The organism is Pseudoalteromonas sp. Z1A6 (assembly GCF_011378745.1).
Classification (GTDB): domain Bacteria; phylum Pseudomonadota; class Gammaproteobacteria; order Enterobacterales; family Alteromonadaceae; genus Pseudoalteromonas; species Pseudoalteromonas arctica.
The window spans coordinates 1-19,076 of record NZ_WTKW01000036.1 but is presented as its reverse complement, the minus strand read 5'-3'; the positions used below and the strand labels follow the sequence as shown (position 1 = coordinate 19,076).

At 38.3% G+C, this 19,076-nt stretch carries 19 protein-coding genes; 7 read left to right on the top strand and 12 right to left on the bottom strand.

The window, feature by feature from the left end; genetic code table 11:
• Positions 1–92: 92 nt before the first annotated feature.
• The 4 genes from GQR46_RS04100 to GQR46_RS04085 all read left to right on the top strand — a co-directional run bounded on the left by GQR46_RS04100 (position 93) and on the right by GQR46_RS04085 (position 3,058).
• Positions 93–1,100 carry a zinc-binding alcohol dehydrogenase family protein gene (locus GQR46_RS04100; protein ID WP_165740084.1) on the top strand — a complete coding sequence of 336 codons (1,008 nt, stop codon included), beginning with the start codon at positions 93–95 and terminating at the stop codon, positions 1,098–1,100.
• A gap of 57 nt (positions 1,101–1,157) precedes the next feature.
• Complete coding sequence (gene nfsB, locus GQR46_RS04095; protein ID WP_165740082.1) at positions 1,158–1,826, top strand: oxygen-insensitive NAD(P)H nitroreductase; 669 nt, start codon at positions 1,158–1,160, stop codon at positions 1,824–1,826.
• 67 nt (positions 1,827–1,893) lie between these two features.
• A complete protein-coding gene (locus GQR46_RS04090; protein WP_165740080.1) occupies positions 1,894–2,526 on the top strand; it encodes an antibiotic biosynthesis monooxygenase in 633 nt (210 codons plus the stop codon).
• Positions 2,527–2,587: 61 nt separating this feature from the next.
• A complete protein-coding gene (locus tag GQR46_RS04085) occupies positions 2,588–3,058 on the top strand; it encodes a carboxymuconolactone decarboxylase family protein (protein WP_165740078.1) in 471 nt (156 codons plus the stop codon).
• A gap of 541 nt (positions 3,059–3,599) precedes the next feature.
• On the opposite strand, the gene GQR46_RS04080 is transcribed toward GQR46_RS04085, so the two are convergent.
• A complete protein-coding gene (locus tag GQR46_RS04080) occupies positions 3,600–4,556 on the bottom strand; it encodes a LysR family transcriptional regulator (protein WP_165740076.1) in 957 nt (318 codons plus the stop codon).
• A 242-nt stretch (positions 4,557–4,798) separates the two neighbouring features.
• Positions 4,799–5,695: a LysR family transcriptional regulator gene (locus GQR46_RS04075; protein WP_165740074.1), complete on the bottom strand. Its 897-nt coding sequence runs from the start codon at positions 5,693–5,695 to the stop codon at positions 4,799–4,801.
• A 119-nt stretch (positions 5,696–5,814) separates the two neighbouring features.
• Here GQR46_RS04075 and GQR46_RS04070 point away from each other — a divergent pair, with 119 nt between their 5' ends.
• Positions 5,815–6,450, top strand: coding sequence for an NAD(P)-dependent oxidoreductase (locus GQR46_RS04070; RefSeq protein ID WP_165740072.1), 636 nt, complete (start codon positions 5,815–5,817; stop codon positions 6,448–6,450).
• Between the two features lie 64 nt (positions 6,451–6,514).
• Here GQR46_RS04070 and GQR46_RS04065 read toward each other — a convergent pair whose 3' ends face one another.
• The 4 genes from GQR46_RS04065 to queE form a co-directional block, all read right to left on the bottom strand.
• The gene (locus GQR46_RS04065) at positions 6,515–7,354 is read right to left on the bottom strand and encodes a nuclear transport factor 2 family protein (RefSeq protein ID WP_165740070.1); all 840 of its coding nucleotides are present in this window, start codon (positions 7,352–7,354) and stop codon (positions 6,515–6,517) included.
• A 161-nt stretch (positions 7,355–7,515) separates the two neighbouring features.
• Complete coding sequence (locus GQR46_RS04060) at positions 7,516–8,358, bottom strand: acetolactate decarboxylase (protein WP_165740068.1); 843 nt, start codon at positions 8,356–8,358, stop codon at positions 7,516–7,518.
• A gap of 553 nt (positions 8,359–8,911) precedes the next feature.
• Positions 8,912–9,655, bottom strand: a complete 744-nt coding sequence (locus GQR46_RS04055; protein ID WP_165740067.1) for a class I SAM-dependent methyltransferase — start codon at positions 9,653–9,655, stop codon at positions 8,912–8,914.
• Between the two features lie 239 nt (positions 9,656–9,894).
• On the bottom strand, positions 9,895–10,560 hold the full coding sequence (queE, locus tag GQR46_RS04050) for a 7-carboxy-7-deazaguanine synthase QueE (protein ID WP_002960417.1): 666 nt from the start codon (positions 10,558–10,560) through the stop codon (positions 9,895–9,897).
• Between the two features lie 144 nt (positions 10,561–10,704).
• On the opposite strand from queE, the gene queC reads away from it, so the two are divergent.
• Positions 10,705–11,361: a 7-cyano-7-deazaguanine synthase QueC gene (gene queC / locus GQR46_RS04045; RefSeq protein WP_165740065.1), complete on the top strand. Its 657-nt coding sequence runs from the start codon at positions 10,705–10,707 to the stop codon at positions 11,359–11,361.
• 86 nt (positions 11,362–11,447) lie between these two features.
• Here queC and GQR46_RS04040 read toward each other — a convergent pair whose 3' ends face one another.
• Positions 11,448–11,897 (bottom strand): isoprenylcysteine carboxylmethyltransferase family protein, encoded by a 450-nt coding sequence (locus tag GQR46_RS04040; RefSeq protein WP_165740063.1) that lies wholly within the window; start codon positions 11,895–11,897, stop codon positions 11,448–11,450.
• 208 nt (positions 11,898–12,105) lie between these two features.
• Between GQR46_RS04040 and GQR46_RS04035 the strand changes: the two genes are divergently transcribed.
• The gene (locus GQR46_RS04035) at positions 12,106–12,348 is read left to right on the top strand and encodes a hypothetical protein (RefSeq protein ID WP_007583900.1); all 243 of its coding nucleotides are present in this window, start codon (positions 12,106–12,108) and stop codon (positions 12,346–12,348) included.
• 4 nt (positions 12,349–12,352) lie between these two features.
• Here the strand turns inward: GQR46_RS04035 and GQR46_RS04030 are convergent, their stop codons facing one another.
• From GQR46_RS04030 to GQR46_RS04010, 5 genes are all read right to left on the bottom strand, one after another.
• On the bottom strand, positions 12,353–13,375 hold the full coding sequence (locus GQR46_RS04030) for a hypothetical protein (RefSeq protein ID WP_165740061.1): 1,023 nt from the start codon (positions 13,373–13,375) through the stop codon (positions 12,353–12,355).
• Between the two features lie 101 nt (positions 13,376–13,476).
• The gene (locus GQR46_RS04025; RefSeq protein ID WP_165740059.1) at positions 13,477–14,157 is read right to left on the bottom strand and encodes a tRNA (adenine(22)-N(1))-methyltransferase TrmK; all 681 of its coding nucleotides are present in this window, start codon (positions 14,155–14,157) and stop codon (positions 13,477–13,479) included.
• Complete coding sequence (locus GQR46_RS04020) at positions 14,158–15,096, bottom strand: class I SAM-dependent methyltransferase (protein WP_165740057.1); 939 nt, start codon at positions 15,094–15,096, stop codon at positions 14,158–14,160.
• A gap of 2 nt (positions 15,097–15,098) precedes the next feature.
• Entirely contained in the window at positions 15,099–17,093 is a 1,995-nt protein-coding gene (gene uvrB, locus GQR46_RS04015; RefSeq protein ID WP_165740055.1) for an excinuclease ABC subunit UvrB, read from the bottom strand.
• On the bottom strand, positions 17,090–18,469 hold the full coding sequence (locus tag GQR46_RS04010) for an MATE family efflux transporter (protein WP_165740053.1): 1,380 nt from the start codon (positions 18,467–18,469) through the stop codon (positions 17,090–17,092). Before GQR46_RS04010 ends, uvrB begins: the two co-directional genes overlap by 4 nt.
• Between the last annotated feature and the right edge of the window lie 607 nt (positions 18,470–19,076).

The following is a 19,076-nucleotide window of genomic DNA, read 5'->3' as shown; positions in this document are numbered from 1 at the left end:
TAAACCCATAATGTTTTGCATTTATGGCCATTTTCTTCGTTGCTGCTTTCTTTATAATAAAATTATCAAAGTAAAACAAATCGAGAAATAATATGAAAGCTATTGGATATCAAAATAACTTACCCATTGAAAACGAACTATCGTTACAAGATATTGAACTTGAGCAACCTGTTGCACAGGGACACGATATTTTAGTAGAAGTAAAAGCGGTATCAGTTAATCCTGCTGATTATAAAGTACGCTCAAGTATGCCTGTACCAGATGGCGAATGGAAAGTTATTGGTTGGGATGCTGCAGGTGTAGTTAAATCTGTAGGTGATAATGTTACGTTGTTTCAGCCGGGTGATAAGGTTTTTTATGCTGGAGATATAACACGTTCAGGTAGTAATGCTGAAATGCAATTAGTTGATGAACGTATTGTAGGGAAAATGCCTGAGTCTCTGTCTTATGGTGAAGCCGCAGCGCTTCCGCTTACTTCATTAACTGCTTGGGAGATGCTTTTTGACCGATTAGAAGTGTCAAAACAAGATAAAGAAAAAAGCATATTGGTTATTGGTGCTGCCGGTGGTGTTGGATCTATTATGGTACAACTGCTTAAAAAGCTCACTAATTTAACCATTATCGCATCCGCTTCTCGACCAGAAACAACAGATTGGTTAAAAGAGCTTGGTGCTGATCATGTGGTGAATCACAGAAATAAGTTAAGTGAAGAATTTTCAGAGCAAGATCTAGGTAATGTTGATTATGTTGTAGGTTTAAACCATACCGGATCGCATTTGGTAGAAATTGAAAAAGTACTTAAACCTCAAAGTAAATTCGGTTTAATTGATGATACTAAAACACTTGATATTGCAGCGTTTCAAACAAAAGCTATTTCGGTTCATTGGGAGTTAATGTTTACTCGGTCACTTTTTAAAACACCTGATATGCAATCTCAACATGACATCCTTAATGAAATTGCAACTTTAATTGATAAAGGTTTACTTAGAACTACGGTCGGTGAGAACTTAGGTCAAATTAATGCGGAAAACTTACGTAAAGCACATCAATTTTTAGAAACTGGAAAAGCGAAAGGTAAAATTGTTTTAGAAGGCTTCTAAACAACACTTATTACTACCTATTATTTTAATAATAACGACAACTATAGAGATTTGAATATGAATAACGATATCACTTATTATGCTAAAAAAAGACAATCAGTTAAAGCTTACGATTCAAGTAAAAAAATATCAGCAGAAAATATTGAAAAGATTAAAGAGTTATTACGTTACAGCCCATCAAGTGTTAATGCACAACCTTGGCACTTTGTAATAGCTTCTACTGAAGAAGGTAAAAATAGAATCGCTAAAGCAACTGATGTGCTTTATCCATTCAATAGTAATTCTATTCGCGAGGCATCTCATGTTGTTGTATTTGCGAGCAGATTAGATACTCCAGAAGAATACTTACAAAGCCTTTTAGCTCAAGAAGAAAAAGACGGGCGTTTTGATGCTGACCCTGAAGTGTTTAAAGCAAAAATGGACGGTGGACGTAAAATGTTTATTAATGTTCATAAAGAAAAATTTAACGATGTTCCTCATTGGTTGGCCAAGCAGGTTTATTTGAACTTAGGACATTTCTTATTGGGTGTCTCAGCGTTAGGTATTGATTCTACGCCAATGGAAGGGGTCGACCTTGATATCTTAGATAAAGAATTTGGTCTACGTGAAAAAGGTTTTTCTAGCATATGTGTTGTACCACTGGGTTACAGTGATGCTGAAAACGACTTTAATGCATTACTACCAAAATCACGTTTACCTTACTCAGATATATTAACGGAAGTTTAGACTTAACATCGCTTTATCAGAAAGCTCATTAAGTATTACTACGACAAAAACTAATAGGATTTTTTAGATGATTACTCAAATAGTAAAGTTTGATATTAAGTTGGAAAAAATTGAAGAATTTAAAGAGGCACTTCTTAATGACCAACGTGGTTCAAAAAATGATGATGGATGCCTTGAGTTGCGTTTATTTCAAGATAAGAAACAGCCGAATATTATTTTTGCCTATGAACGGTTTAAAAATAACGACGCATTAACACACCATGCTTCTCAGCCTTATACGGCAGTTGTATTTGATTTACTTGAAACGTCTGCTCAATCTGAGCCGTTAGTCATGGAGTTAAACGATACTACGCCAAGTCCTCTACATGAAAACAACCCAAAGAGTGCTAATGAAGAAGATGATATTTTTATTATTTTCTTCATTTTTAAGATAAAGCCAGGTTACCGTGAAAAAATATTAAATCAATTTGAAATACATATACCCAGCACTAGAGCACAAGAAGCAGGTAATATTATTTTCGATTTGTATACCGTTGAAGGGCAAGATGATACGTTTGCTGTTTATGAACATTGGCGTAAAGAGTCAGATGTTTGGGATATTCACTTCAATCAACCTTATGCAGTAGAGACTGGAAAACTGATGAATGAAGCGGTTGTGGGTGAATTAGAGCAATACATGAATTTTGTAACTGAATTTTAATCATTGCTAACCGTTTGTTAAATAATTTTATTACTAGGCATAAATTTGTAAAGTTGATTCTATGAACATATATATTTTGACTGTTTTGTTATTAAGTTTATGTAAGGTTACTAGTGTATACGCCTATGCTGAATCGTTAGTTGAGACTCAACCTATCTCAGAACGATTTACAGAAGGTATTAAACGGTTAAATGAAATAAACAGTGAAGGCTCAGGTGAAAAAATAGTTAATGCACTGAAAGATGTTTCACCTGACCTTGCAAAATATGCAATAGAATATGGCTTTGGAGACTTACTTAGTCGTAAGATATTGGCAGTAAAAACCAAAGAAATGATCATAATTGCTAATTTAGCGGCTTTAGGAAATGCTCAACCTCAGCTTAAAGCACACATTAATGCAGCATTAAATGTAGGGGTTACTCAAGAAGAAATAGCCGAAATAATGATATTAACAAGTGCTTATGCAGGTTTTCCTGCGGCAATAAACGGCACTTTAGCATTGAAAGAAGTGCTAATTCAGCGTGTAAAATAACTCATTTCAATCAAGGAGATTTTATAATGAAAATGATACATAAATTAACTATTTTACTTTGTTTAGTCTTGATGTCTGTTTATACATTTGCTGATGAACTGAAATCGCCAACACGTACTCTTGATGGAACTTCTATTACATACAACTACACTAGCGGTTGATCATATAACGTAAAATTCGAAAAATCAGGTGTCAGTTATCGTTTTTTAACAGGATCAAAACCCAATACATGGTGGGGACCATTTCCTTACACTGCATTTGAAGTTGAAAAAAACACCTTCCTTGCTGCTTGGTTTGAAGAGGAATACGGTGATTATGTTACCTTACATGTAAATTTCAATACTAATTTATTGTATGGTAGTGCTATTTTACAAGGCGAAACAGTACATTTTCATGGTGCTACAATTGTAAAAGTCGCAAGATAACCTTCAGAGTATTGATATAACACTCGAGGAGGCTCATATTCAACTTAACGAACATGTTAATTTAAGTTTTGAAAAGAAAGACTTAAACGAACAAAAATATTTATTGTAATACTTTCCTATTTATTAAGATTATACAGCTTTTTATAATTTGGTACGTGACTCTCCCAAAATGGAGGCTCGCCAATATTGGTTTGTAATATGTCAATAAATTCAGTAATTAATGGTGTTTGGTTTCTATGTGGGTAAACAGCGTAAATGCCAGTATCCATCATAGATATTTTATGATCGGTTAATAAAGGTACTAATTTTGATACATTTATTGGTTGTTCCAAATTAAATAAATCAAGCATGGTATAGCCAATTCCGTCTTTAACAGCGCCCATCATCGATTTAACATCACTGACTTTATAATTTCCTTTCATTCTATAAATGTTAAATTTATCACTAGTAGGTGATTCACTTAGCTGCATTTGATCTAATGTTACATCACCATTACTGTATATAACTGCTGGTAATGCGATAAGTTCTTCTGGCGTTTTCGGCTGTCCATGTACCTTAACGAACTCTTCAGAAGCAAGAATGACGAAATTTGTTTTTGCTATTTTTTTTGCAATAAGGTTTGATTCGGCAAGCTTTCCAATTCGAAAAGCTAAATCAAAATGGTCGGCAATAATGTCACTTTTTTTATCGTCTAATGAAAGTGTTATTTTTATATCCGGAAATTTTTTTAGGTAACAGGAAATAGCAGGCTGTAAATACATTTGGCCGAAGTCGATAGAAGAAGTGATTCGAATATGACCTTTAGGTGTTTTATGATATGAATCAGCAATATTTTTAATTTGATCTAATGTTCCAATCAATAATTGTGCCTGTATAAGTATTTCCTCTCCTGCTGGTGTTAAAGAAAATGAACGAGTAGAACGATTTAATAATTGAATACCTAAACTGGTTTCAAGTTTTTTAATTTGTTTTGATAAAGATGAACTATCCATATCGTGAAGTGCAGCAGCTTTGGCAAAAGAACCCTGCTGAACAACATCAAGAAATAATGATAATTGATTTGTGATAGACATATAGCTCTTATTCTCCAGCCCAAATAGTAAATGATATAATAACTGAAGTAACTCTTTTTTAAAGATTTTAATGCCCGCTTGAGAGTAATTTATTATTAGGTTCACTTATTAATTGAATCTGAAGGGCTACAAAGCCTAAAAATAGATATTGATAGGCGCCATAAATAAGCGGTTCGACTAAATCAATATATTAATTAAGTTCGTTCAGCTACCTGTTGAACAACATTATGACAATGATTCATTTATGTACGAGCAACTTTGACATCCTCTTGCCATTGTTCAGCCAAAAAATCGATAAATGCTCTGACAACAGGTCGCTGGTAGCTTCTTGACAAATATACAGCCCAAAGTGCCATTGTAGGTAAAGATATGTCAGGTAATAAGTGTATTAACTCACCTTTTTCTAGCGAAGGATTTGCTAAGTCACAGGGAAGATAGGCAAGACCGACACCATTAATGGCTGCTTTTATCAAAACACCGAGGTCATTTGCTTGAATACTGCCAGTTACAGGGATTGAGTGATATTTTTTATCTTCAATAAATGTCCAACTATTTTGAGATAAATGTACCAAACAATTATGCTCAATTAACTGTTTTGGGTGGTTTATTTTATCATGATTTTTGAGGTACCTTGCTGAGCCACATAATACACTTTCAATACTCATTAACCGACGAGCAATGAGGTTTTCATCGGGTTGGTCGGTATACCGCAAAGCAACATCTATGTGTTCTTCAACTAACAATGCATTTTTGTCCGACATTACTAATTTAATACTAACTTTTGGGTGTAAAGCGGTAAACATGGCAACCACCTCGTAAAGCAGGTTTTGTCCGAGCCCTATGGGCGTAGCAATACGGATATCACCAATAAGCTCTTCATTATGGCTACGGGCTAAGCTTTCTAAACCAGATACCTCACTTAAAATGCGTTCACAATGTTGCATAATATCTCGACCTGGCGAGGTTAAACTAACACTACGCGTTGTACGATGTAGTAAACGAATATTGAGCCAGTCTTCTAGCTCCTTAACGTGCCGTGTTACTTTTACACGACTCAAGTCTAATTGCTCTGCTGCATCAGTAAAACTACCGGTACTTGCCACTTCAACAAAACTGCGTAGTGCTTCAAACTTATCCATAAAAAACCTTTATTTCAATATTTGTAACAATCATGTACTTAAATACGTATTTATTACAGTAATAGATTTATTCATAATAACGACATCTTAAATAAATGATACAAACTTTGGAGAATACAATGAAAATAGCAATTATTGGTGCAACAGGTTGGATTGGCTCTACATTAATGAATGAAGCCTTAAACAGAGATCATAAAGTTATAGCAATTAGTCGTGGCGCAAAGAATATCGAAAAACAAGGTGTTACCACACACCCTCTTGATTTACTTACTGATGGAAGTATTAAAGACGCTGTTGCCGATGCTGACATCGTTATTGCGGCTATTGGTGGTCGAGCAAAAAGTAATCATGAAATAGTTGCGAGTACGGCACAGCGTTTATTGAAAGAGCTACCAAAATCCGATGTTAAGCGTCTAATTTGGGTGGGTGGTGCCGGAAGTTTAGAGGTAGCTCCAGGTGTTAAACTCGTTAGCGTTCCAGACTTTCCTGCTGAATATAAAGACGAAGCGATTGCTCAGGGTCAGGCATTAGACGTTTTTCGCAATAGTGATAGTACACTAGATTGGTTATTTGTAAGTCCAGCGGCTGAAATTTTCCCCGGTGAACGTACAGGTATTTATCGTGTAGGTGGGGAGCAATTACTGAGTGATGACCAAGGTAATAGTAAAATTTCTGTTGAAGATTATGCTGTGGCATTGATCGATGAGGCTGAAAAGTCTCAGCATCATAATAAGCGCATTGGTGTCGCTTATTAATAGCTGAAAAAATAATCCTTGCAGTGACCTAATAAGAACAGATCACTGTAAGGATTAATACTATTTAGAACATACCATTTTCGTGAGCCATTTTAGATGGAATCGCCTGAATGCTGTCCCAGTGCTCAACTATCAGCCCATTATCAACACGGAAAAGATCGTAAAAGGCCGTTGGTTGGCCGCCAAAATCGCCTTCACTTTGAGTGAACACGAAGTTGCCTTCGGCAACCACGTTATGAATTTTTGTGTACCCAAAAGACGTTTTATTCTCAGCAAGACTCCCCATAAAATCAAGTAAACCTTTAGTGCCATCTGCAATCCCTGGATTATGCTGATGGTAAACCTCTCCTATATATTGACTAAGTTTATCACCTTTACCGTTCACCAATACATCGGTTACGAATTGTATGACTATTTTTTTGTTTTCTTTCGTTTTATCAATATCCTTAATCATTGTAGGGCCGTCTACCATACTGCGACCACTTACCGTTTTAACCGGCATTTCTTGAATCCCGTCCCAATGTTCCGCGATTAAGCCGTTTTCAATACGAAATAAATCAAATACAGCTAGTTTGCTGCCTAAAACAACCTCACTGTGAACCAATACGAGATTACCTTCTCGAAGTACACGTTTAGGGTGGTAACTGAGCGGCGTATCTAGTGTTTTTAGATAGCCAACAAAACCTAGTAGCCCTGTTAGCTTATCGTGTGCACCTGGATTATGTTGAATATAACCCTCGGCTACATTTTCTTTAATAAAAGAGATATCACCCTGTACTAAGCCTTTATTTAGTAACTCTAAAGACTGCTCTTTAACTGTATCTTGGGCAATGGCCAATGGTGAGCCAAGTGTAATAACAGCAGTCACTATTAGACTTAAGGTAAATTTAATTGATTTTTTCATGTGTTAATCCTGTAATAATTTTAATGTCTACTTTTAGCAAGTAGACTTGATTTATTGAACCTATTCTTACTGCATCATCTTGCATATTAATGCAGCTTATTTAGTTAATTACATTTGCGCTAAGCGATGAAATAAATGCGTATCGATAGCAATAGCTAACATTATTTACTGTCTTTTGTTCCTCCTGAACCTGATCCTGAAGGAGGTTTGATCATCTTCATTTTTTTCGTTCGGAATTCTTCAACATTAGGCAGAGCCAAATTGATTCGATCAAACTCCTGTACTTCAAATTCCATTTCATCAAAGCGAATATCTTCAAGATGACCGCCGACTGTGTTATCGCCATTTTGAAAATGAAAATGTAAACCAGGAATACTAATCGTGCCTAAGTAGTCAGGCGTGTAAATACCGACCAACGTCCCTTTGGTCTGCTCTAGGTTATACATTTGACGACTGCCTAAATATTTAAAAAAGTCGACATCTTCATCTTCAACGCCGTGAGCCGATGCTAAGCGAGCAAGCTCAAAAGTGCCCTTTGCCTTGAATACATAAAAACTATTAACCGACTCAATTTCAGCCGAAATAACATCAGACAGCGCTTTAAATGAGTTAATACCCTTAACCGTAATTGAATGTGTGGGTTCAAATTTTACCATCGACATATATGGCGCTTGTAAATTATCAGGTGCTACTGTTGATGTACCATCAGCGGCAATACTGTAAACCACACCATCAATAGCCGTTAACTCGCCATTGAGATGGTTACTCACACCCACGCCGATATCGCCTAAGGTTTTCATTTCTTTTGCTGTGATATTACCTTCGTAAATGGTATTCATTAACGTAATAGGTAAGCCGTATTGCTCGATTGCTTTGCCTTTATTGAGAGTGCTGTGAGTATGTGTATGTGAATCCGTTTTCGATTCCCCTGCGATTGTATTACTTGAAATACCTAAAATGGCAGTTACGCTTATTAGCGCTAGAATTTTTTTTTGTATGTTCATAGTGTTCCTATTTGTAGTTAATGCCAGAATATTGTGTTTATTAATCAATGATGTGCAGTTCTCAAACTACAGTCAGCCCATGACACCGGCATGCAGATGTCATGGCCAACTTACCAATTTAAGGGTTTACTTCTCTTAACTCATGTAGATATTCAGGAATAGGCCGTTCAAGAGATTCCGTCAGAACCTTCCCTGTTTCGATAGAAAGCGGATCTGTAGTGGAGAACGCACGTGCCACCTCAGCTGATTTCCACCATTCGATGACGACTAGCTGGTTTGGGGTATTGTAGTGGTCAATAAAATATGGCCACTGTTTTAAAACCAAAGATAAAGCCAAAAGGCTCAAATATTGACTTCATACATCATAATTAATTAGCTGTTTATATTCGCCGAAACTCAAATACGTTAGTGTGTCGGATGGCGCTGCGCTTATCCGACCTACGTTTTCAAATATATAATGCTGGTTTATTGGAGGCGTGGGGAGTGAGGGTTCATTTAAGATCGTTGGATGTCGTAGGGTTTCGCTGTGCTCTACCCAACATACGTGTTTGTCTTAAATTTTTACGCAGACAAAAATTGCGTTGCCTGAGCGCTGTGCCCATGGGGTTATTTTGTCGTAGTCATGTTCAAATATGTGAATTTCGAAGTACGGCTTTAGGGCTTCTTTAAGCTCGCTATAACTAAAGGCGACCATTGGGTGCTCGTCGTGCCATACGAGTATTTTGTCTGCAGTGGCTTTTTCGATGTTGAGTTTTAATAGCTGTTTATTGCCTGTACCACTGTAGTGCCAGCCAGAACGAAATGTGAATAAGCTATTTTCACTTGTTGCGGTATGCTCTACAAATGAATCGCTGTCGATTTTGTTTTTATCAACGGCGTTAAAGCAAAATATTCCACCTGTATTTAATGCACTGTGTACGCTAGCAAGGCATTCTTTTAGCTTATCAATTCCGTCGCAGTAATGCAGTGAATACAAAAAACAGGTAATTAAATCCAAGTGCTCGGTTACCTTAAACTCACTCATGTTTTGCAACGAAAATTGCGCTTCTGGGCAGCGAACTTTTGCTTTATCTAGCATTGGCTGGTTTAAATCAAGACCACTACTTTGGTAACCGTTATCTATAAAATGACGTACATGCGGGCCGGTGCCACACGCTAAATCGAGGTGGGTATTTCCGCCATTACCAAAAATTTGGTGCAGCCTGTGAATAGAATTACTTTGGGCTTGATAATCTATATCTGCGCACATTAAGTCGTAGTAATCAGAAAGGTCGGTGTAAAGCGCATTTGCGGACATATAAGCCTAGTGGTAAGTAGTAAAATATTTTTAAGTCGCGCATAGTAAACTAGTTATGGCTATTAGCGAAGAAGATATGAGCTTTAGGTTTGTCGGATGGCGCTTCACTTATCCGAGCTAAATAAACGACCTACGTATTTAAATATTATAGAACATTGTTATAAACGGTGTGGAAGTGGAGATTCGTTGGGTTTCGCTACGCTCTACCCAACATACGTACTATAACTTTAAGCTGCGCTTTAACTAATTCCTAAATACTTGTGTACTTGTATTGATAGGCGCCAGTTTTTGGCAATACAGGTGTCGATTGCTAATTTGGTTGCTGATACTTTTTGGCTTATTGGCTGTAAGTAAACAAGCTTTGGATTAACACCTGTTTTAGCAAATAATTCTTCTAGCTCTTCTACGTGCTTTTGCATAGCAACGGGGTGTTTAATTTCGTTTGCACGCTTCATGGTGCTGGTAAGTACTTCATAACCGCCGCGCATGTTGATTTTTGGCGATACCGTAACCCATGTTTGCTCTGGGGCAAGTATTTCAAACGTGCCGCTGGTTTCTATTTGTGTGCTAAAACCGTGTTCGTGTAATAAGTTACATACTGGGTTTAAATCGAACATGCATGGCTCGCCGCCGGTAATTACTACGTGCTTTGCAGTATAACCACGCGATTGGAACAACGCTAAAATTTGCTCTGCACTGGCGTTAGCCCAATGATCTGAGTCGGCTTTTTTTTCTACGGTTTCATCCAGCGATACTTTATATACGTTATCAACATCCCACGTTTGCTTAGTGTCGCACCAAGAGCAGCCTACTGGGCAGCCTTGCAGGCGCAAAAATATTGAGGGTGTGCCAGTAAAACTTGCTTCACCTTGAATGGTTTCAAACACTTCATTAATTTTGTACAAAAGAGATCTCACTTACTACCTAGCAGCCAAATTGCTACTATTAAAGACGAAAAAGCGCTGTGCAAAAATTGTTATTTAAGCTGCGGCCGTGTAGTATATCGCGCCCTGATATAAACCTCTATTAAAACTAAGAGCAAAACAGATATGACGCAAAAAGTAGTTGTTATTTATTCCGGCGGTATGGACTCATTTACCGTATTAAATAAAGCCCTGCAACAAGGCCATGATGTATATGCCCTATCATTTGACTATGGTCAGCGTCATGTAAAAGAGCTTAAAGTGGCAGCAAGTGTGTGTGAAAAATTAAACGTTCCGCATAAAATTGTTGATATTTCGGCGATTAACCAACTTATTGGTGGCTCATCACTTACTGATGACATTGAAGTCCCTGAAGGCCATTACGAAGAAGAAAGCATGAAAAGTACGATTGTACCTAATCGTAATATGATTTTGCTCTCGCTTGCTGTTGGTTACGCGGTATCACTTAAAGCTGGCCAAGTTTATTACGGCGCTCACTCTGGGGATCATGCTATTTACCCTGACTGCCGTCCTGAATTTGTGCAAAAAATGGATGATGTGTGTCGTATTGCTAACTACGACGCTGTAGAAATTTTTAGCCCATACTTAAACAATACTAAAATTGGTATTTTAACCGACGGTATTGAAATGGGCTTAGATTACAGCCAAACGTGGACTTGTTATAACGGCCGTGAAAAGGCCTGTGGTAAATGTGGCGCGTGCCAAGAACGCCTTGAAGCATTTGCACTAAATAACATTACAGACCCGTTAGAATACGAATAAGCAGCAATTAATTAGTAATACAATTGCTGTAAACAAAAAAGGCTATCATCGATAGCCTTTTTTGTTTGCTTAATTTAACGTAGAGATTACAACCAGCGTTTTACGCGCGCTTTATAGGCGGTAAACTCTTCGCCAAATAATTTAGTGAGCGCACGCTCCTCGGGTATTATTTGAAAAAACGTTAAATACGCAATAAACCCTATAATACATAAAAGTGCCCACAAGGAACTTAACCAAATACCCCACCCAGCTAAAATAAATGCAAAACCTACGTACATTGGGTTACGCGAAATCCGATAAATACCGCTAGTAATAAGTTTTGACGCTTGCTCAGGTTTATTAGGGTTTACAGTGGTGTTTGCTAGTTTAAAGCTCGCCACACCTGCAATACAAAAAACACACCCTATAATGAGCAAACTTGCTGCTAAGTAGGTAATAAATGCGGTGAAATCAATAACACTGTAATGCGCAATAAGCGCCATTATGCCTGCAAAAAACAGCACAACAATAACCGGTGGGATTTTATTATTTAACATGGCAACTCACTGTATTGACTAAAGTATGTTTATTATATGGTGGCTATGCTGCCATTAAACAATATCTAAAGTGTATAAATGATGAACACACTCAAAGCTGAGCTTAAGTGAACTATACAAATTAAGTTACAATTGTCAGCTTTATCAAAAGCGCTTAAAGGTTATACTTTAACCATAAACGAATAATAAAATGATAAGGAATGAGATTATGTCTGGAACTACGATGATTGTACTTATTGTGCTAATTTCGGTTGGCTCAGGAGTGGTTTACGATATGTATAAAAAGCATCTTGAGTTTAAGCATAAAATGCAAAACAACAACAGCGATGCCCATAAACAACTAGCTGAAACAAACGCACAAGTGCTTGCACTAAAAGAGCGTGTACAAACACTTGAGGCTATTGTTACTGATTCAAGCTTTAGCGTTAAAGATGAAATTAATAAGCTTTAAATTGTTATAAATAATTTGGATATAAATGCGCGTTTTCTGGCTGCTCAATACCATGTGCAGCTAAAAAGCCACCAATAGCTTGCCCGCATCCCTGTGGTGCTCGCCCGCTGTCTATCTCAAAGTTTAACTGGTTAGCATGTTGCTTACCCATAGAGCACAGCCCTAAGGTACTTGGCGAGCGCATAGCGATACTTAAGTTACCTATTTGTTCAACCACAACGTGCTTACTAAAGCGTGCAAAACCTTTGTACTTAAATTGCTCGTTCACGTAGTCATTACTTGTAGCTACTAATGCCGTAATTAAGCCATGTAAAAAACTATTAGCAGATGAGTCTGCTGTTAAAAACGAAATAGTTTTGTTATTAAACTCGCTAAGTTGGCAACCCTCACATAAAAGCTCAACGGTATATAAATGTTGCTCAGCTACTTGCTGCTGGCTTTTAAGCTCAATACTTTTTCCTGCAAATACAATACGTTTAAGCACTTCATCAACACGACTTTTTGCACTTGCGCTTTTAACAAGCTCAGGGTTTTGCGCCATTACAGGTAAGTCGTGATGGTTATTAAATGGCGTGCTTGTTGCGCCGCTTTGCATTAACTGAAAAAGCTCTCTTACTTCATGTTCACGCGCTACTTTTAACGCTAAAAATGCAGTTTGAATAAGTTCTGAAGTAGGTAAGTTTTCCTCTACTATCCAGCGCCTGCCAAATAATAGCTTTTTGGCTTTACCTTCATTTGTAGATGCACTTTTTTGATAGTTATCTGGGCTCAGCACTGCTACTTGCAGGTAAATTTCTTCACCTTTTTGTGCAGCAAGCACTCTAAAGTGAGCCGAAAACTCAATACTCTCAAGCACTTCATTTACGCTTTGAAGCGTGTGCTTGTAACGTAAAAAATGTTGTGGCACTACCCAGCTACTATTAGCCAATTGCACGAGGGGTGCATAATAAATAGGTTGCTCGTAACTGTGTTGCCATTTTTGCTCATTGCTAAGCAAATGATTAATGTGACTCTTGTTATCTGACATAAATAAACCAAATAAACTCGCGTTGTGCGATATAAACTATGAACACATTACGTCGTCAATGTCGTAATTAGATCACATGTACGCCCTACTTTCGGGCTTTTTTAACTATCGGTGAGTTCTTGATAGTCTGTTATAACTTTTTGATAGTATGGCTTATCTTTATTAAGCATTTTATTATAATGATTTATGAGTTGCCGTTGGTACATAGCGTGTTCTGCACTACTAACATCCCACATATTATTGCCGGTATGACTAATCTCATTATTGCTACTAAAGCTCACTTCAATCACTTCATAAAAACGTTTGTTGTCGTAAACTATTTGCTCACTTACAAGCCCTAAACCTAATTGCTTTAAACCAGCTCGTAACTTATAAGTGTGGTGCACCGGGCATAAAATAAAACGAACACTCTGCAAATTATCAACGGTATTATTAGCAATAATGTGTTGTATTAAACTTAACAACAGCTCACCGCCAACACCTGCTATTACAACTACTTGGCTTTTACTTTGAGCAATTTCAATTTTGCCTACGTCCTGACATAAGACCTGCCACTGCGGTTTTTTATTACAGTTTTTTTGTAATTTATTAATCGATGATAATTGCGCGCTTAAATCGTCCATTAAAGTGGCGACTATATCAACAAAAATGACTTGGTTTGCAGCTGCGCGTTTTAGTAGCGCCATGCCTAAATAACCATGGTCGCAGCAGCAATCCCAAATAATATCGTGATGCTGCGAAATTAGTGTATCAATGGCAGTTAGGCGTTTGCTGAGCTTCATTTAATCAGCAGATTGTGACGTTTTGTAGATAAGTGCTTTTAAGCTTCTGTCGCTGTCTACTTCAATAAAGCGTGCGGTAGGGGCTAGGCGCTCAACAAATTCAATTGCGCCTTCGGTGTGCTCATTTATTAAAACTTTAAACGCATCTTCACTAAGCTCTGGGCTATTAGCACACAATAACAATTGTGTTGTGTCGCAAAGTAGCTCTGGTAATCTGCGCAGCACTTTTTGATAGTCTTTAGTTAATATAAAGCTGCCTTTTTGAAAGCTTGGCGGATCAACTATTATTAAGTCAAACGGGGCTGCTTTTTTTAGTTTTCCAAACGACTTTAAAATATCATGAGGTAAAAAACTCACGCCGCGCTCAAAACCGTTTAGTTGATGGTTTTGCTTACCTACTTTAAGTACGCCTTTGCTCATATCCATGTTCATTACATGATCTGCCCCGCCTTGCATTGCTGCAAGCGAAAACCCACACGTATATGAAAACAAATTAAGCACTTTGCCATGCTTACTATTAGCCATTACAAACTCACGGCCGCTGCGCATATCGGGAAATATTCCGGTATTTTGACGGCTCTGTAAATCAACCAAAAAACGAATGCCGTTTTCGGTTACAACATGCGGGTTAGGTAATTGCCCATAAACCACGGTGTTTTGGCTTTGTACACCAGCGCGTTGCTGATACACAAGTGAGCTAATAAGTTCTGGCTGGTTTGCTTGCGCCCACTGCCACACAACATCGGTAAGCTCGCTTAGTGTTTGCTCGTCAATTTCGTCGTACGAAACCAAAAACAAACTTGGCGGATAAAAGTCTAAATTTATATGGCTCAACGCCTCAACACTGTGGCCTCGACCATGAAAAACACGGCACAGTTCATTTTTTAAAATTGGCGCATCTTCAAGCGCAGTAATAAGAGGAGTAAAGTTTGCTGTCATTTTTAATTAATCAACTGTTGTTGTAGTTCATGTATTTCATCGCGAACAGAGCCCGCTTTTTCAAATTCTAGATCGCTTGCGTATGCATGCATTTTGGTTTCAAGCTGCTTAATTTGCACGGTAATTTCTTTCGCGCTAAGTACCTTTTTAGAGTCTTTACGAACAAGTCTAAGGTTATCTTTAGGGCCGGCTTCTTCGCCTACATCCATCGCATCAAGAATCTTTTTGGCTAGTGAATGCGGCTCTATACCGTGTTCAATATTATAAGCATGCTGAATTTCGCGTCTGCGTGCTGTTTCGTCCATGGCCTTAGCCATCGATTTTGTGATTCTGTCGCCATATAAAATAGCGCGACCATCTAAGTGACGTGCAGCACGACCAATGGTTTGAATAATTGAACGCGCTGAGCGTAAAAAACCTTCTTTATCGGCATCAAGTATGGCTACTAGCGCCACTTCTGGCATATCCAGGCCTTCTCGAAGTAAGTTAATACCCACTAACACATCAAACACACCCGCACGTAAATCACGAATAATTTCAACCCGTTCAACTGTGTCTATGTCTGAATGTAAGTAACGCACTTTTACGTCGTGCTCACTTAAGTAATCGGTTAAATCCTCCGACATACGTTTGGTCAAAGTGGTTACAAGTACACGCTCGCCCTTCTCTACACTTTTGTAAATTTCTGATAGGAGGTCGTCTACCTGATCGCCTACTGGGCGAACTTCAATAAGTGGGTCAAGCAGTCCTGTTGGACGAATTACTTGCTCTGCGATTGCGCCCACACAACGGTCTAACTCAAAGTCGCCTGGCGTTGCCGATACATAAATTGTTTGTGGTGAAATAGCTTCAAATTCTTCAAAGCGCAGCGGCCTGTTATCCATTGCAGAGGGCATTCTGAAGCCATACTCAACTAAGTTTTCTTTACGGCTTCTGTCGCCTTTATACATTGCGCCAATTTGCGATACGGTTACGTGCGATTCATCAATAATCATCAATGCGTCGTCTGGGAGATAATCAAGTAACGTAGGCGGCGGATCGCCAGGCGTACGACCCGACAAATAGCGGCTGTAGTTTTCTATACCAGAGCAATAACCTAGCTCTCGCATCATTTCTATATCGTATTGCGTACGCTGTGTTACACGTTGTTCTTCTACTAATTTATTAGCACTGAGTAACTGGGCTCTTCGATCTTTTAGTTCTTCTTGTATTTTATCGATAGCACCGAGTATTTTTTCACGCGGGGTAACATAGTGTGTTTTTGGATAGATAGTGGTGCGTATTATATGCTTTTCGACAGCGCCAGTAAGCGGATCAAAAATACTCAAGCGCTCTATTTCGTCATCAAACATTTCTACGCGAATTGCGAAGGTGCTAGATTCTGCAGGAAATATATCAACCACTTCACCGCGTACACGATACGTACCACGGCTAAAATCTATGTCATTACGCGTATATTGTATTTCGGCAAGGCGACGTAGCATGTCGCGTTGATCTACTTTTTCGCCCACTTTTAAAAGCAGCATCATTTTCATGTATGACTTAGGGTCGCCCAAACCATAAATAGCCGATACCGACGCCACAATAATGGTGTCGCGGCGTTCAAGCAGTGCTTTGGTTGCACTTAAACGCATTTGCTCTATGTGCTCGTTTATCGAGGCATCTTTTTCAATAAAGGTGTCGCTTGATACAACATAGGCTTCTGGCTGGTAGTAATCGTAATACGATACGAAATACTCAACCGCATTTTTAGGGAAAAACTCTTTCATTTCTCCGTATAGCTGCGCGGCAAGTGTTTTATTGTGCGCCATTATTATTGTTGGACGGTTTAAGTCGTTAATAATATTAGCCATGGTAAAGGTTTTACCTGTACCAGTGGCGCCTAATAATGTTTGATGTGCAAGCCCTGCTTCTAGGCCTTCGCACAGCTGTTTAATCGCTGTTGGCTGATCGCCTGCTGGTTTAAAATGTGATTTTAACTGAAAATGGTCGCTCAATTATTGCACTCCTGTAACGATTCGCCGCTCAGCGTTTCTAGTTTTTTCATAAACCATTTATACGCCACTATTGCTGTAAATAAGTTACCTAAAGCAGCGCCAATAAACAGCCCTAATAATCCGGCTATTTCGTTGCCTACATAAGCAAATGGTACATAAAATATGAATAACCGAATGACACTTAATACCAGTGCGTACATTGGTTTGTGTAAAGCATTAAACGATGAGTTTGATAATATGATCACCCCTTGTAAGCCATAGCTTAACGGGATGGTATAAATAAAGAGCTTAATTACATCTATTACGGCTTGTTCTTTACCAAACAATTGGCTTATAACACCTGAAAATGCAATGAGTAATACGTAAATAGCAAATTGCCATACCATCACAAATTTTAGTGTACCTGTGTACGCTTCTTTAACGCGGCACAATTTGCCAGCCCCAAAATTTTGGCTAACAAACGGCGGCAAAGTCATAGATAGCGCAAGCACTAATATACTTGCAATAGATTCTATTCGACTTCCCACTCCAAATGCAGCTACGGCCTCTGGCCCGTGATGCGCAACCATAGCGGTCATTACGGCCATTGCAACCGGTGTAAGCATGTTTGCGCCGGCAGCAGGCAAACCAATTTTTAATATTTTACGAATAGCGCCCGTCACTGTTTGCTTGCCTGCTTTTAGGCTCAACAAGCGTTTTTTAACCGCTAATATATATAAAATAATAACCACAGCAACCGACCATGCAATAACGCTTGCTATGGCCGCGCCTTGAATACCTAACGCTGGTACTGGCCCAAAACCAAATATCAATATAGGGTCGAGTACGGCGTTTATGAGCCCTGCTCCACCCATTACTATACTTGGCGTTTTTGTATCGCCACTGGCGCGCAGTACCGAGTTACCAATCATTGGAGTTATTAAAAATACACTACCGATAAACCATATATTCATGTATTCGTGTATTAACGGCAATACTTGTGCGCCCGCTCCTAGCAAAGTAAATATGGGGTCAATCAGTAAATACCCAACAGATGACAACACAATAACCAGAACCACACCAACCATTAAAGAAATACTGGCGTCAAAACGCGCTTCATCTATTTTATTACTACCGAGCGCTTTTGCTATTACCGCCGATGTACCGATCCCCAGCCCTATTGCTAAGCTAATAACGGTAAAGGTAACCGGAAATGTAAAGCTCACCGCTGCAAGCGGCTCAGTGCCTAGTAAGCTTATAAAGAATGTATCGACAATATTGAACATCATTAGCGTGATCATGCCGAATATCATCGGGATGGTCATCGTCTTTAATGTGGGCAAGATGGGATCGTTTAGTAAATCTGGGCGAGTCTGGGATTTTGAAATTGCGCGCATGAAATAAATAGGCCTCTTTTACTGAACGAATCATTTTAAAGCATCAAGGCAGTTCAAGCCACGGATTTATCACTACAATTGAAGTAATTAAAGAAGTAAAGATTCGAAAAAATAGTAAAACTTAGTTTTTGCATCTTTTTGTTAAAATAGAGCCTAAACACACCAAAAACCAATTAAAACACATTTTTATAACTTTTATTACAAACACCCAGTGATATATGATGCTTTTTCACACAAAGGTACTGCTTGGTTTATCGTTACGAAAAAATTCCCTCATCGAGTTGCATACATTCAGCATCAAATCATAACCCATTGTTTTATATTGAATTAAAAATAGTGATTTAAAAGCTTGAAATCGTTGTAGCACCCTAAACCATTGGTGCCGATGATGTTCTTAAAGTTTCATAAACAGAGTTATCCACAGAAACCGTGGATAACTCATTCAAACCCGCATTTATAAAGGCTTTGAGAGAGCCTCCATTTTCAGTGATATCCAACCAATTGACCATTTGTTAATTGTGGCATTTTTATAAACTCACGCTAAAAACTGTAGCTCACCAATTTTTCTTCTTAACATAGTTGTACGTTAGGTATAAAAAAACGTTTA

Coding starts and splice junctions, on each gene's coding strand:
- GQR46_RS04100 (WP_165740084.1), top strand. CDS start 93: ATGAAAGCTATTGGATATCAAAATAACTTACCCATTGAAAACGAACTA.
- nfsB (WP_165740082.1), top strand. CDS start 1,158: ATGAATAACGATATCACTTATTATGCTAAAAAAAGACAATCAGTTAAA.
- GQR46_RS04090 (WP_165740080.1), top strand. CDS start 1,894: ATGATTACTCAAATAGTAAAGTTTGATATTAAGTTGGAAAAAATTGAA.
- GQR46_RS04085 (WP_165740078.1), top strand. CDS start 2,588: ATGAACATATATATTTTGACTGTTTTGTTATTAAGTTTATGTAAGGTT.
- GQR46_RS04080 (WP_165740076.1), bottom strand. CDS start 4,556: ATGTCTATCACAAATCAATTATCATTATTTCTTGATGTTGTTCAGCAG.
- GQR46_RS04075 (WP_165740074.1), bottom strand. CDS start 5,695: ATGGATAAGTTTGAAGCACTACGCAGTTTTGTTGAAGTGGCAAGTACC.
- GQR46_RS04070 (WP_165740072.1), top strand. CDS start 5,815: ATGAAAATAGCAATTATTGGTGCAACAGGTTGGATTGGCTCTACATTA.
- GQR46_RS04065 (WP_165740070.1), bottom strand. CDS start 7,354: ATGAAAAAATCAATTAAATTTACCTTAAGTCTAATAGTGACTGCTGTT.
- GQR46_RS04060 (WP_165740068.1), bottom strand. CDS start 8,358: ATGAACATACAAAAAAAAATTCTAGCGCTAATAAGCGTAACTGCCATT.
- GQR46_RS04055 (WP_165740067.1), bottom strand. CDS start 9,655: ATGTCCGCAAATGCGCTTTACACCGACCTTTCTGATTACTACGACTTA.
- queC (WP_165740065.1), top strand. CDS start 10,705: ATGACGCAAAAAGTAGTTGTTATTTATTCCGGCGGTATGGACTCATTT.
- GQR46_RS04040 (WP_165740063.1), bottom strand. CDS start 11,897: ATGTTAAATAATAAAATCCCACCGGTTATTGTTGTGCTGTTTTTTGCA.
- GQR46_RS04035 (WP_007583900.1), top strand. CDS start 12,106: ATGTCTGGAACTACGATGATTGTACTTATTGTGCTAATTTCGGTTGGC.
- GQR46_RS04030 (WP_165740061.1), bottom strand. CDS start 13,375: ATGTCAGATAACAAGAGTCACATTAATCATTTGCTTAGCAATGAGCAA.
- GQR46_RS04025 (WP_165740059.1), bottom strand. CDS start 14,157: ATGAAGCTCAGCAAACGCCTAACTGCCATTGATACACTAATTTCGCAG.
- GQR46_RS04020 (WP_165740057.1), bottom strand. CDS start 15,096: ATGACAGCAAACTTTACTCCTCTTATTACTGCGCTTGAAGATGCGCCA.
- GQR46_RS04010 (WP_165740053.1), bottom strand. CDS start 18,469: ATGCGCGCAATTTCAAAATCCCAGACTCGCCCAGATTTACTAAACGAT.